The organism is Streptomyces sp. NPDC102467, from assembly GCF_044765445.1.
In the GTDB taxonomy this organism is placed as follows: Bacteria; Actinomycetota; Actinomycetes; order Streptomycetales; family Streptomycetaceae; genus Streptomyces.
Window position 1 is genome coordinate 15,200 of sequence record NZ_JBIWKA010000016.1, and the last position, 12,935, is coordinate 28,134.

A 12,935-nucleotide genomic window follows, 5' to 3' on the forward strand; every position below is an offset into this window, starting at 1 on the left:
GCGTGCTGTACGGGATCGCCGCCGCGGCGACCGCCCTGCTGCTCGCCGCCGCCCTGACCGCGGCGCTGCGGGCCCTGGCACTGCGTACCTCGTTCGGCATCGGGCCTGCCGGGCCTGCCGGGCCTGCCGGGCCTGCCGGGTCTGGAGGGTCTGCCGGGTCTGGTGGGCCTGCCGGGTCTGGAGGGTCTGGTGGGCGCCCGGCGCGCAACCGGCCCGCGCCGCACCTCGGCGGGGTCGCCGTCGCCGGTGCCACGGGCGTCGTCTCGGGGGCGGGGACCCTCGCCGGGCTGGTCCCGCTGGGCCCGACCACCGGCACGCTGCTGCTCGCGGCGGGCGCTGTCGCCCTGCTCGGGTTCCTCCACGACCTGCGGCCGATGGGGGCGCGGGCACAGGTCATCGTGGAGGCGGGGGCGGCCAGCGTAGTGGTGCACGGTACGCAACTCGGCTTCGTGGCCGGGGCGTTGGCGGTGCTGTGGATCGTGTTCGTGACGAACGCCTTCAAGCTCCTGGACAACTCCGACGGGGCGATGGGCGTGGTGGCCGTCGTCACCGCGCTCGGCCTGGGCGTGAGCGCGGGCGCGGAGGGGCTCGGCCCGCTCGCCGTCGTCCTCGGCCTGCACGCCGCCTCGCTCACCGGATTCCTGGTGCACAACTGGTATCCCGCCCGGGTCGTCCTGGGCAGCTGCGGCTCGCTGTCCACCGGGTTCCTGGTGGCCTGCGCGGCCCTGCTCGTGAACGTCGGGCACCAGGCCCCCGCGTCACCCGCCGCGCTGTTCGCGGTGACCGTCGTGGCGACCGCCGACACGGTGCTGGTGGTCGTGTCGCGGCGCAGGGCCGGGCGCGGGGTGCTGCGCGGCGGCCCCGACCACATCGCGCACCGCTTGCGCCGCCTCGGGCTCACCGTGCCCGGGGCGGCGGTGGTGCTCGGCGCCGCCACCGGGCTCGGCGCGGCCACCGGGGTGCTGCTGCACCGCGGGGCCGTAGGGGCGTCGGTCGTGTGGTGGCTGGGCGGGGCCGCGCTGGTGGCCGTGGTGCTGCTGCTGCGGGTGCCGGTCTACGGGGGGCGCAGACGGGTGCGGGGGGCGCGGGTCGAACGGGTCGACCTGGTGCGGGCCGACGCCTGATGGAGACGGCGCCCGGGGTCGGCCCCGGCTCCGTCCACGCCACGTACACGCAAGGGAGCAGACGCATGACGAGCCTCGGCCGGATGCGGGAGCTGGTACGCCAACTCGCGCACCGCGAGATCGACCTGGTGCTGGACGCCGGTGGGCAGGACGGCGCGCTCGGGCGGGCGCTGCGGCGCCGCGGCTACCGGGGGCGGATCGTCTCCTTCGAGCCGTTCGGCGGGCCCCGCGCCCCCGTGCGCAGGGCCGCCGCCCGCGACCGGGACTGGCACGTGCTGCCGTACGCGCTCGGCGACCGGGACCGCGCGTGGGTGCGGCGCCTGGACGGGGTGTGGGAGGACGTCGTCGCGCCGGGTGAGCGGGTGCTCCTACAGGTCGACTCCGCGCCGGAACTGCCTCAAGTGATTGCCGGCGCGGGGGAGTTCGGTCGCGACCTGGCTCTCGTACGGACCGGTGTCGCGCACGGGGCGGTGCTCGCGTGAGGATCGCGCTCGTCCACAGTTTCGCCGGTTCCCACGGCCCGTCCGTGCTCGGCGGCGAGAACGAGGCCGTCCTCGACCAGGCCGACGCCCTCGGCCGCGCGGGCCACGAGGTCCGCCTCGTCGCCACCCGCACCGACGGAGTGCAGAACCCGCCCTGGTACGCGGCCCGTTGTGCCGTCACCGTCGCCACCGGGCACGGCCCCAGCCCGCTGCCCGCGCTGCGCGCCTTCGCGCCGGACGTCGTGCACGTGCACAACCTGTTCCCCGACTTCGGCCGCTCCTGGGCCGCCGAGTGGACCCGCCCGCTGGTGGCGACCCTGCACAACTACCGCCCGCTGTGCGCGGCGGCCGACCTGTACCGGGACGGCGCGCCGTGCACCCGCTGCGTCGACGGCGACCGGTGGGCGGGGGTGCGGCACGGCTGCTTCCGCGGTTCGCGGCTCGCGACGCTGCCGCTCGCCTGGGCCTCCCGCGGCGGCGTCAGGGAGGACCCGCTGCTGCGGCGCGCCGATCGCGTGGTCGTCCTCTCGGAGCTGAGCCGGGACACGTACGCGCGGGCCGGGCTGCCGCCCGAGCGGCTCGCCGTGGTGCCCAACTACGTCCCGGTGACGGAGAACCCGACGGGAACGCGGCACAGCGACGGGCACGTCTGGGTGTTCGACGGCCGGCTCGCCCCGGAGGAGGGCATCCTCGACCTGCTGCGCCGCTGGCCCGTGGGGCAGCGCCTGGACGTCGTGGGCGCGGGCCCGCTGGAGCGCGCGTGCCGGGCGGCGGCGCCCGCGTCCGTGCGGTTCCTCGGCACCGTCGAGCGCGCCGCGCTGCGCCGCACGCTGCCCGGCTACCGAGGCCTCGTCCTGCCCGGCCGCCGACCGGAGGGCGCGGTGCCCTCCGGCTACCTGGAGGCCCTGGCGGCGGGGCTCCCCGTGCTCGCCTTCGAGGGCTCTGCCGCGCCGCGTACCGTGCGCGCCGACGGCACCGGCACCGTGACCGCCTGGGACGCGCCGCTGCCCGCCGCACTGGCCGCCGCCGAGCGGATCTTCCCCACCCTGCGCGAGCACTGCCGCGGGATCTACGCGAAGCGGTACGGGGAGGCGGTGTGGGTCGAGCGGGCCGAGGAGCTGTACGACACCGTCGTCCGGTCCGCGGAAGGGGCCGCGCATGGCACTCCGTGATGTCCGCCGACCGCGTCACTTCTTTAGGAAGCCATTGAAAAGGCCAGTAGAAAAGCCATCGAAAAGGCCAGTAGAAAAGCCATCGAAAAGGCCAGTAGAGGAGCCATTGAAAAGGCCAGTAGAGGAGCCATTGGAAAGGCCATTGAGGAAGCTGCTCGCGCGCCGCTGGATGCGCTGGAGCACCCTGGCCGCCGGGGCGCTCCTGGTGGCCGCCGTGTGCGCGGGCGGCCTCGCGTACGCGCTGCTGAGCGGCAACATCCGTACCGACTCGGCCGCCGACCGGGCCCTCGACGCCGACCACGGCAAGCGGCCCGTGGCGCTGCGGCCCGGCGCGCAGAACATCCTGGTCATGGGCTCGGACATCGAGGCCACCAAGGACAGCCAGCGCTCCGACACGACGATGCTGCTGCACCTGTCGGCGGACCGGAAGCGGGCCGCCCTGGTGAGTGTGCCGCGCGACCTGATGGTGGACATCCCGGCCTGCCGGCTGCCGGGCGGGGAGCGCAGCGAGCCGGAGTACGCGCAGTTCAACTGGGCTTTCGAGCGTGGTGGCGCGGCCTGCGCGATCCGCACCTTCGAGGAGCTGAGCGGGGTGCGCGTCGACCACCATCTGGTCCTGGACTTCACCGGGTTCCAGAAGGTCGTGAACGCGCTCGGCGGCGTCGATGTGACGGTGCACGAGCGGATGCGGGTGCCCCACGGCAAAGTCGTGCTCCACAAGGGCGAGCAGCATCTCGACGGCGCGCAGGCCCTCGTCTTCGTCCGTGGCCGCACCGGTGTCGGGGACGGCAGCGACCTGCAACGCATCGAGCGGCAGAAGGAGTTCGTGCGCGATGTGCTCGCCCAGGTCAGGGAGGCGGGGCTGCTCGACCACACGACGCGCCTGTATCCGGTCCTGCACGCGGTGACCTCCTCGCTCACCGCGGACAAGGGCCTCGACTCGCTGAGCGAGCTGTACGGGCTCGCGGAGGGAGCGGCGAAGGTGCCCGCCGGCCGTACGGCCGTCATCACCCTCCCGAGCGTGGAGCACCCCGACTACTGGGGGCGCTACATGCCCGTGGAGGACCAGACGGACGAGCTCTTCGAGGCGCTGCGCCGGGACGGGCCGCTGCCGAAGCGCCTGTACAACGCGTACGACCCGGCCAACGACGAGCTGTGAGCGCGGGCCCTGGAAACGGGGCCTACGCCGTGGCGCGGCCGGCCGCGAGGGCCCGCGCCACGGTGACCACGTACGGCGACACCATGAGCACAGGGGCCCGCATCCCCGTATGCCGCCAGCAGTACACCCACCACTGCCACACCGGCAGCTCCGGCTGCGAGACCCTGCGGCGCAGTGCCTCGCGGACCCCGATGCCGGGCTCGCGGGAGCCGCGCCGCACCCTGTCGGCCGGGCAGTCGCCGACGTGGCGCGGGGCGACGAACGCGGCGACGCCCGCGCGGCGGGCCCGGAAGCCGTGGTCGTGGTCGCCCATGCCGTGCCGGAAGACCTTGTCGATGTCGCCGACCCGCTCGCGCACGTCCCAGGGCAGCAGGACCACGGTGCCGTCGTACGTGTCGCAGGGCTCGGGCCGGTCGGCCGGTTCGACGAGGGCGAGGGCGCGGCCGTGCCGTCGGCGCCCCGAGTGCGTGGTGACGCCGCGGTGCCGGACCGCGCCGACGACGATCGCGCGGTCCTCCAACTCCCGTGATACGCCCATGAGGTGGGCCAGCGCGTCCGGGGCGAGCCGGACGCCGTCGTGGAGCCACAGCTGGTGCGTGGGCTCGGGGCTGCCCGCCGCGCGGCTGTTGCGGCTGGCGAGGCGCATGCCATGGCCCCAGTAGACGTCGGGTCCCACGATCGTCACCTGGACGCCGGGGTGGGCGCGGCGCACCGCGCGGGCCGTGCCGTCCGTCGAGCCCGCGTCGACCAGATGGACCTGTATCTCGGTGCCGGGCGGCAGGCCGCGCTGTGTGGCCAAGGTGTCGAGAGTGGCGAGTGTGGTGACTCGGCGGTTGTGGCCGGTCATCAGAACGGCTACCCGGGGCGGCTCCACGGGGGCTCCTTCCGTCGTACGGGCCGCTGACAGTTACGTAGAACGAGCTGGTCAGGGCTGGTTTCCGAGAGGACTGCCCATAAGCGCAGGATAAAAGTTGAGTGAGGTGGACTCATGTCTGTTGACGGGGAGGGGGGTGGTGTTGCAGCATTGAGCCAGTTCCACTCAAGTATTAGCTGGAGGATTCGAAATGGCACGTGCGGTCGGCATCGACCTGGGCACGACTAACTCCGTCGTCAGCGTTCTCGAAGGCGGCGAGCCCACCGTCATCACCAACGCCGAGGGCGCCAGGACCACGCCGTCCGTCGTCGCCTTCGCCAAGAACGGCGAGGTGCTCGTCGGCGAGGTCGCCAAGCGCCAGGCGGTCACGAACGTGGACCGGACCATCCGCTCCGTCAAGCGCCACATGGGCACTGACTGGAAGGTCAACCTGGATGGCAAGGACTTCAACCCGCAGCAGATGAGCGCCTTCATCCTGCAGAAGCTGAAGCGCGACGCGGAGTCCTACCTGGGCGAGAAGGTGACCGACGCGGTCATCACCGTCCCGGCGTACTTCAACGACTCGGAGCGCCAGGCGACGAAGGAGGCCGGCGAGATCGCGGGCCTGAACGTCCTGCGTATCGTCAACGAGCCGACGGCCGCCGCCCTGGCGTACGGCCTCGACAAGGACGACCAGACGATCCTCGTCTTCGACCTCGGTGGCGGCACCTTCGACGTGTCCCTCCTGGAGATCGGCGACGGCGTCGTCGAGGTGAAGGCGACGAACGGCGACAACCACCTCGGTGGTGACGACTGGGACCAGCGCGTCGTCGACTACCTGGTCAAGCAGTTCAACAACGGCCACGGCGTGGACCTCGCCAAGGACAAGATGGCGCTCCAGCGCCTGCGCGAGGCCGCCGAGAAGGCGAAGATCGAGCTCTCGTCCTCGACCGAGACCACGATCAACCTGCCCTACATCACGGCGTCCGCCGAGGGCCCGCTGCACCTGGACGAGAAGCTCACGCGCGCCCAGTTCCAGCAGCTCACGTCCGACCTTCTGGAGCGCTGCAAGACGCCGTTCCACAACGTCATCAAGGACGCGGGCATCCAGCTCTCCGAGATCGACCACGTCGTTCTCGTCGGTGGCTCGACCCGTATGCCCGCCGTCGCCGAGCTCGTCAAGGAGCTGACGGGCGGCAACGAGGCGAACAAGGGCGTGAACCCGGACGAGGTCGTCGCCATCGGCGCCGCCCTGCAGGCCGGTGTCCTCAAGGGCGAGGTCAAGGACGTCCTGCTCCTCGACGTCACCCCGCTCTCCCTCGGCATCGAGACCAAGGGAGGGATCATGACCAAGCTCATCGAGCGCAACACCACGATCCCGACCAAGCGGTCCGAGATCTTCACGACGGCCGAGGACAACCAGCCGTCCGTGCAGATCCAGGTCTACCAGGGCGAGCGCGAGATCGCGGCGTACAACAAGAAGCTCGGAATGTTCGAGCTCACGGGCCTTCCGCCGGCCCCGCGCGGTGTCCCGCAGATCGAGGTCGCCTTCGACATCGACGCCAACGGCATCATGCACGTGACCGCGAAGGACCTCGGCACGGGCAAGGAGCAGAAGATGACCGTCACCGGTGGCTCCTCGCTGCCGAAGGACGAGGTCAACCGGATGCGCGAAGAGGCCGAGAAGTACGCGGAGGAGGACCACGCCCGCCGCGAGGCCGCCGAGTCGCGCAACCAGGGCGAGCAGCTCGTCTACCAGACGGAGAAGTTCCTCGCGGACAACGCCGACAAGGTCCCCGGTGACGTCAAGACCGAGGTCGAGGAAGCCGTCGGCGAGCTGAAGGAGAAGCTCAAGGGCGAGGACTCGGCCGAGATCCGCACCGCCACCGAGAAGGTCGCCGCCGTCTCGCAGAAGCTGGGCCAGGCCATGTACGCCGACGCCCAGGCCGCGGGCGGTGCCGAGGGCGCCGCTCCGGGTGCCGAGGGTGCCGACGCGCCGAACATGTCCAAGGACGACGACGTCGTCGACGCCGAGATCGTCGACGACGAGAAGCCCGACGCGAAGGGCGGCGCCGCCTGATGACTGAGGAGACCCCGGGTCTCGGCGGCGAGAACGCCGAGCAGCCCGACGTCCCCTCCGGCGCCACCCCCGATGACGCCGCGCCGCAGTCCGCCGAGCCCTCCACGCAGGAGGGCCCGGCGGCCCCGGCCGGGGACGCAAGCAAGGTATCCGCGCAGGACGTGGGTCTGACGGCCCAGCTGGACCAGGTGCGTACCGCGCTCAACGAGCGCACCGCGGACCTCCAGCGCCTGCAGGCCGAGTACCAGAACTACCGGCGCCGTGTGGAGCGGGACCGCGTTCAGGTCAAGGAGGTCGCTGTCGCGAGCCTGCTGACCGAGCTGCTGCCCATCCTCGACGACGTGGGCCGCGCCCGTGAGCACGGCGAGCTCGTCGGCGGCTTCAAGTCCGTCGGTGAGTCGCTGGAGACGGTCTCGGCGAAGCTGGGCCTCCAGCAGTTCGGCAAGGAGGGCGAGCCCTTCGACCCGATGATCCACGAGGCCCTGATGCACTCGTACGCGCCGGACGTCACCGAGACGACCTGCGTCGCGATCCTGCAGCCGGGCTACCGGATCGGCGAGCGGACCATCCGTCCCGCGCGCGTGGCGGTGGCCGAGCCGCAGCCGGGCGCGCAGGCGTCCGACACTGCCGACGCTCCTGAGGCGGACGCAGAGAAGGAGAGCGGTGGCCCGGACGAGGGCTGACGTCATCCGCGCGGTAGTAGTAGCAACTGATGTGAGTGAGGAGGGACGTCGAGGCCGATGAGCACCAAGGACTTCATCGAGAAGGACTACTACAAGGTCCTCGGCGTCCCCAAGGACGCCACCGACGCCGAGATCAAGAAGGCGTACCGCAAGCTCGCCCGGGAGAACCACCCGGACGCCAACAAGGGCAACGAGAAGGCGGAGGAGCGCTTCAAGGAGATCTCGGAGGCGAACGACGTCCTCGGGGACCCCAAGAAGCGCAAGGAGTACGACGAGGCGCGCGCCCTCTTCGGCAACGGCGGGTTCCGTCCGGGACCCGGCGGGGGCGGCGGCGGCACGTTCAACTTCGACCTGGGTGACCTCTTCGGAGGCGGCCCACAGGGCCAGAGCCAGGGCCAGGGCGGTTCCGGTGGGTTCGGCGGCGGCATCGGCGATGTCTTCGGCGGCCTGTTCAACCGGGGCGGCGCGGGTGCGGGCACCCGGGTCCAGCCGCGCCGCGGCCAGGACATCGAGTCCGAGGTGTCGCTCAGCTTCACCGAGGCCGTGGACGGCGCGACGGTCCCCCTGCGCATGTCGTCCCAGTCCCCCTGCAAGGCGTGCTCCGGCACCGGCGACAAGAACGGCACACCGCGCGTGTGCCCGACCTGCGTCGGCACCGGGCAGGTCTCGCGCGGCGGCGGTGGCGGCTTCTCCCTCACCGACCCGTGCGTGGACTGCAAGGGCCGCGGCCTGATCGCCGAAACTCCTTGCGAGGTCTGCAAGGGCTCGGGCCGTGCCAAGTCGTCCCGCACCATGCAGGTCCGCATCCCGGCCGGAGTCTCGGACGGGCAGCGCATCCGCCTGCGCGGCAAGGGCGCCCCCGGTGAACGGGGCGGCCCCGCAGGCGACTTGTACGTAGTGGTCCATGTCGACACGCACCCCGTCTTCGGCCGCAAGGGCGACAACCTCACGGTGACCGTGCCCGTCACGTTCACCGAGGCGACGCTCGGCGGCGAGGTCAAGCTGCCCACGCTCGGCGGCCCGTCCGTCACCCTGAAGCTGCCCCCGGGCACGCCGAACGGGCGGACGATGCGGGCCCGCGGCAAGGGCGCCGTCCGCAAGGACGGCACGCGTGGCGACCTCCTGGTGACGGTCGAAGTGGCCGTCCCTCAGGAGCAGGACCTGACCGACGAGGCCCGTTCGGCCCTCGAGTCGTTCCGCAAGGCGACTGAGGACACCGATGTGCGGGCAGAACTGTTTCAGGCCGCGAAGGGAGCTTGAGCGAGATGGACGGCCGGCGTCGCACCAACCCGTACGAACTCACCGAGGAATCCCCGGTGTACGTCATTTCGGTGGCGGCCCAGCTATCCGGCCTGCATCCGCAGACCCTTCGCCAGTACGACCGCCTCGGCCTGGTCTCGCCCGACCGCACGGCCGGACGCGGCAGACGCTACTCGGCCCGCGACATCGAACTGCTGCGCACCGTCCAGCAGTTGTCGCAGGACGAGGGCATCAACCTCGCGGGCATCAAGCGCATCATCGAGCTGGAGAACCAGGTAGCAGCGCTCCAGTCCCGCGTGGCGGAACTCTCCGCCGCCGTGGAAGGAGCCGCCGCCACGATGCAGCAACGTGAGGCGGCGGTACACGCCTCGTACCGCCGCGACCTGGTCCCGTACCAGGAGGTGCAGCACACCAGCGCGCTGGTGGTGTGGCGGCCGAAGCGGTCGCCGGAGTAGTAGCCCGCGCGGCGTATCCGTACGTGAAGGGGCCCCGGAGATTCGCTCTCCGGGGCCCCTTCACGCGTCGGCCCGCAGCCATGACGCAGGATGGACCCATGACCGAGATCCACACCCCCCGGCTCCTCCTGCGCCGCTGGCTGCCCGACGACGACCTCGCGGCGCTCGCCGAGATCCAGGCCGACCCGTCCGTGATGCGCAACATCGGCGACGGCGCCCCGCGCTCCCTCGACGAGAGCGCCGAGGACATCGAGCGCTGGGAGGAGGAATGGGACGACGAGGGCTTCGGCCTCTTCGCCGTCGAACTCCTCGGCTCCGGCGAGCTGGCGGGCGCGGTCGGTCTGTACGTCCCCGACGCCCCGGCCCAGATCGCGGGCCACATCGGGATCCAGTGGCGGCTCGGGCGTCAGTTCTGGGGCCAGGGGTACGCCTCGGAGGCGGCCCACGCCACGCTGGAGTTCGCCCTCCAGGACCGCGGCATCGACCGGATCGTGGCGGTCACCGCCCCCGACGACACGTCCTCCGCGAAGGTGCTGGACAAGCTCGGCATGGCTCCCACGGGGTCCGCGCCGGACGGCAGGCTGCTGCTGTTCGCGATCGACCTGACCGAGTTCGAGGGCTGACCCCGTCGTCAGCCCTGGCGGCCGGCGTAGCCGACGAACTCCGCCCACGCCGAGTCCCTCACGGTGAGGCGAGGGCCCTGGGCGTTCTTGGAGTCCCGGATGTGGGTGGCGCCGGGGGCGTGGGCGATCTCGACGCAGTCGGGCTCGTTGCTGTTGCTGCTGTGGCTGCTCTTGCGCCAGGCCGGTTCGGCCGGGTTCACAGTTGTTCCAGGAAGCGCGTCCAGGCCGAGTCCCTCATGGTGAGGCGGGGGCCCTGGGTGTTCTTGGAGTCGCGGATGTGGGTGGTGCCGGGGGTGTGAGCGATCTCCACGCAGTCAGGCTCGCTGCTGTTGCTGCTGTAGCTGCTCTTGAGCCAGGCCAGTTCGGAGGGGCCTCCGGCAGAGGTCTTGCGGTTCATGGTTCTCCCAGCACTTGCTCGATGAAGGCCAGTGACTCTCCTGGCGCGAGAGCCTGAGCTCGGATGATGCCACACCGTAGTTCGATGACGCGGAGCTGTTTCGGGTCGGAGATGGGGCGTCCTCCGAAGTCCCCCTCGGAGCGCCCGATTGCCGATCCGTCACCGAACTTCAGTACCTGCATCTCCCCACTCATTCCGGCGTGGTCCTCGCGGGCTGTCGGCATCACCTGGATCTCTACGTGCCGCAACTGGCCCAGTTCCAGGAGGTGTTCGAGCTGACGCCGCAACACCATTTTGCCTCCGATCGGGCGCCGTAGCGTCACCTCTTCCTGGATGAAGCTGAGGGAAGGTGCGGGGACTCGATCGAAGATCGACTTACGAGCCGTCCGCGCAGCCAGAGCCCGCTCGATCTGCTCGGACGCCAGAGAGGGACGCCGCATGGTGAAGAGTGCCTGCGCGTACTCCTGCGTCTGCAACAGCCCGTGCAGGTTGTGGTCCCCGTACGCCGTCAACTCGACAGCCCGCGCCTCCAGTCCTGCCAGATCCCGAACCTTCTTCGGATACCGAACCTCCCGCAGATCCTCCTTCAACCCGGACAGAATCCCGCGCGCCCCCAACACCTCATCGGCCCGATCCAGATACTCCGGCCGAGGAATTCGCTTGCCCGCCTCCACCTTGTAGACGATTCCCTCGCCGTACCCCATCGCCTCCGCGAATTCCGGCACGCGCAACCCCGCCGCCTCCCGCCAACTACGCAGCTGGCGCCCCGCCGTGGCCACGACCGCCGCGCCCTGTTCGTCGTCCGGGTCGACCTCCCAGCCGGGCTCGTCCGCGTCACCGGGGTCCCGCTCACTCACCGTCGCCGTGTTCATCCGCCCGCCGCCTCCCGCCGTGCCGCGCTTCCCGCCACGTACCGTCAACGTCCGTACCCCCTCGACGCCGTGGACAGCCTGTACAGCCTTGGACAAACCCTGGACAGTCGCCGTACGTGCCGGGCCTGTCGCTGGTGAGCGTACGAGGACATGGCCACGCTGAGTGATGTGAACCCAGAAATCACCGATGCCGCCGAAGTCGCCGAACTCCCGTGTAGCGACCACCACTTCACTATCCGGCTGTCACCAACACCCCGAGGCGCCCGCCTCGCCCGCCTCCTCGCCACCGAACAACTCCGCACCTGGGACCTGCCCCTCGACCTCGACGCGGCAGCGCTCGTCGTCGCCGAACTCGCGGCGAACGCCGTGACGCACGCCGGTGCGACCGGCCGCGACTTCGGGCTCAGCCTCTACGTCATCGGAGGCGCCCTGCGCGTCGAAGTAACCGACGCGCGCGGAGACGCCGTCCCCGAGCTTCAGCTACCTGCCCCAGGCGCGGAATCGGGCCGCGGCCTCACCCTCGTATCGCAAATGTCCGACCGATGGGGTGTCATCGCAGGTCCGAGCCCCCGCAAGACGGTCTGGGCCGAGCTCGACCTCGTACGACGACCGGCGCACGGAAACCCGTACGCCGGTGGCGGGGACGACAACACCAAAGGAACGGTCGAGAGGGAAAGAACCCTGACCAAGCCCCACCCTGCCCCCCGCGACACGGTCGGGTGAACATCACCAACTCAGCTTGCGCGGCGCCCCCTTGCTGCCTCTACGTTCAACCCCAGCAGCAGCACCGACCACAACACCAGACATGCGACGGCCCCCGCCGGGACTGCAATCCCAGTGCGAGGGCCTGACCGCCGAGGAAGAAGCACCTTCCCGATGGATACTCAGCACCCTAGCGCGCCGTCTCATGCCCCGGGCCGGATCCCGGCGGAAGTCCCTCGCGGCGGCATCACCCACGAGAACTCCCGCCACCACACCCGTTTCACGGTCATCGGCAACCATCTCGCGCAGCACAGCGAACTCTCCGGCCTCGCGATCGGCCTCGCCGTCCACATCCAGTCGCTCCCGGCAGGGGCCCGCGCCGACGTCAGGACCCTCGCGGCCCGTTTCCCGGAGGGCACCACCCGGATCGCCGCCGCCCTGCGCGAGCTGGAAACCCACGGCTACCTGCGGCGCGAGCGCAGACGCACCCCCGACGGGCGGGTCCGTACGCGCACGGTCTCCTGCAATCAGCCCGGCGCCCCGGCCCGCGCCGACCACCCGCAGCGCCCGAATCCGAAGCCGCCGCCGAAGAAGCCGCGGCCCCTCGCCGTCCCCCACCCGGAGCACTCCGTGCCGCCCGCCCTCCTCCAGGCGGCCACCGACCTCCTCGCCGGCCTGCACCACACGGACGCCCGCCTCGCCCTCTCCACCCGCGACGCCGAACGCCTCACTCCCGGCGTCGCCGCCTGGCTGGAACGGGAACTGTCCCCCGCCGCCGTACGCCACGCCCTCACCCGGGACCTGCCGCAGGACCGCCCGATCCACAGCCCGGCAGCGCTCCTCGCACACCGGCTGATGGCCCAACTACCGCCTCGGACAGCCGCGTTCAGGCACCCGGCCGCGCTGCCGCCACCCGCTCGGCACCGCCTCCAGAACTGCGACACCTGCGACCACGCCTACCGGGGCCCGGAACCGGGCTGCTGCCCCGGCTGCCGCCCCACGCCACGCTGATTCCGATCACCTTGCTTGTGCCGTATGTACACCGACCCCACACTGGAAAGGAGGTGCGCCAC

Annotated in this window: 15 protein-coding genes; 11 read left to right on the forward strand and 4 right to left on the reverse strand. The window is 71.4% G+C overall.

Annotated elements, in window-relative coordinates:
* Positions 1–2 precede the first annotated feature (2 nt).
* The 4 genes from ACIREE_RS30460 to ACIREE_RS30475 all read left to right on the forward strand — a co-directional run bounded on the left by ACIREE_RS30460 (position 3) and on the right by ACIREE_RS30475 (position 3,937).
* Positions 3–1,124 (forward strand): MraY family glycosyltransferase, encoded by a 1,122-nt coding sequence (locus ACIREE_RS30460; protein ID WP_404159131.1) that lies wholly within the window; start codon positions 3–5, stop codon positions 1,122–1,124.
* Positions 1,125–1,189: 65 nt separating this feature from the next.
* Complete coding sequence (locus ACIREE_RS30465) at positions 1,190–1,606, forward strand: hypothetical protein (RefSeq protein WP_404159134.1); 417 nt, start codon at positions 1,190–1,192, stop codon at positions 1,604–1,606.
* Positions 1,603–2,778 (forward strand): glycosyltransferase family 4 protein, encoded by a 1,176-nt coding sequence (locus ACIREE_RS30470; RefSeq protein ID WP_404159137.1) that lies wholly within the window; start codon positions 1,603–1,605, stop codon positions 2,776–2,778. The genes ACIREE_RS30465 and ACIREE_RS30470 overlap by 4 nt, the downstream gene beginning before the upstream one ends.
* A gap of 142 nt (positions 2,779–2,920) precedes the next feature.
* Complete coding sequence (locus ACIREE_RS30475) at positions 2,921–3,937, forward strand: LCP family protein (protein WP_404159140.1); 1,017 nt, start codon at positions 2,921–2,923, stop codon at positions 3,935–3,937.
* 22 nt (positions 3,938–3,959) lie between these two features.
* On the opposite strand, the gene ACIREE_RS30480 is transcribed toward ACIREE_RS30475, so the two are convergent.
* Positions 3,960–4,811: a glycosyltransferase family 2 protein gene (locus ACIREE_RS30480; RefSeq protein ID WP_404159143.1), complete on the reverse strand. Its 852-nt coding sequence runs from the start codon at positions 4,809–4,811 to the stop codon at positions 3,960–3,962.
* Positions 4,812–5,001: 190 nt separating this feature from the next.
* Between ACIREE_RS30480 and dnaK the strand changes: the two genes are divergently transcribed.
* The 5 genes from dnaK (at position 5,002) to ACIREE_RS30505 (ending at position 9,891) form a co-directional block, all read left to right on the forward strand.
* Positions 5,002–6,870, forward strand: a complete 1,869-nt coding sequence (gene dnaK, locus ACIREE_RS30485; protein ID WP_404159145.1) for a molecular chaperone DnaK — start codon at positions 5,002–5,004, stop codon at positions 6,868–6,870.
* Positions 6,870–7,553, forward strand: a complete 684-nt coding sequence (grpE, locus tag ACIREE_RS30490) for a nucleotide exchange factor GrpE (protein WP_404159148.1) — start codon at positions 6,870–6,872, stop codon at positions 7,551–7,553. Before dnaK ends, grpE begins: the two co-directional genes overlap by 1 nt.
* Positions 7,554–7,610: 57 nt before the next feature.
* Positions 7,611–8,813 (forward strand): molecular chaperone DnaJ, encoded by a 1,203-nt coding sequence (gene dnaJ / locus ACIREE_RS30495; protein WP_404159151.1) that lies wholly within the window; start codon positions 7,611–7,613, stop codon positions 8,811–8,813.
* Between the two features lie 5 nt (positions 8,814–8,818).
* A complete protein-coding gene (locus tag ACIREE_RS30500) occupies positions 8,819–9,268 on the forward strand; it encodes a heat shock protein transcriptional repressor HspR (RefSeq protein ID WP_404159154.1) in 450 nt (149 codons plus the stop codon).
* Positions 9,269–9,366: 98 nt separating this feature from the next.
* The gene (locus ACIREE_RS30505; RefSeq protein ID WP_404159158.1) at positions 9,367–9,891 is read left to right on the forward strand and encodes a GNAT family N-acetyltransferase; all 525 of its coding nucleotides are present in this window, start codon (positions 9,367–9,369) and stop codon (positions 9,889–9,891) included.
* Positions 9,892–9,899: 8 nt separating this feature from the next.
* On the opposite strand, the gene ACIREE_RS30510 is transcribed toward ACIREE_RS30505, so the two are convergent.
* Genes ACIREE_RS30510 through ACIREE_RS30520 form a run of 3 tightly spaced genes read right to left on the reverse strand, consistent with a single transcriptional unit; the run spans position 9,900 to position 11,160 of the window.
* Positions 9,900–10,091: a DUF397 domain-containing protein gene (locus ACIREE_RS30510; RefSeq protein ID WP_404159161.1), complete on the reverse strand. Its 192-nt coding sequence runs from the start codon at positions 10,089–10,091 to the stop codon at positions 9,900–9,902.
* The gene (locus tag ACIREE_RS30515; protein ID WP_404159164.1) at positions 10,088–10,288 is read right to left on the reverse strand and encodes a DUF397 domain-containing protein; all 201 of its coding nucleotides are present in this window, start codon (positions 10,286–10,288) and stop codon (positions 10,088–10,090) included. The genes ACIREE_RS30510 and ACIREE_RS30515 overlap by 4 nt, the downstream gene beginning before the upstream one ends.
* The gene (locus ACIREE_RS30520; RefSeq protein WP_404159165.1) at positions 10,285–11,160 is read right to left on the reverse strand and encodes a helix-turn-helix domain-containing protein; all 876 of its coding nucleotides are present in this window, start codon (positions 11,158–11,160) and stop codon (positions 10,285–10,287) included. Before ACIREE_RS30520 ends, ACIREE_RS30515 begins: the two co-directional genes overlap by 4 nt.
* Positions 11,161–11,310: 150 nt before the next feature.
* Here ACIREE_RS30520 and ACIREE_RS30525 point away from each other — a divergent pair, with 150 nt between their 5' ends.
* Together ACIREE_RS30525 and ACIREE_RS30530 are read left to right on the forward strand one after the other, a co-directional pair.
* The gene (locus ACIREE_RS30525; RefSeq protein WP_404159168.1) at positions 11,311–11,883 is read left to right on the forward strand and encodes an ATP-binding protein; all 573 of its coding nucleotides are present in this window, start codon (positions 11,311–11,313) and stop codon (positions 11,881–11,883) included.
* 153 nt (positions 11,884–12,036) lie between these two features.
* Positions 12,037–12,873 carry a helix-turn-helix domain-containing protein gene (locus ACIREE_RS30530; protein WP_404159171.1) on the forward strand — a complete coding sequence of 279 codons (837 nt, stop codon included), beginning with the start codon at positions 12,037–12,039 and terminating at the stop codon, positions 12,871–12,873.
* The last annotated feature ends 62 nt before the right edge of the window (positions 12,874–12,935 follow it).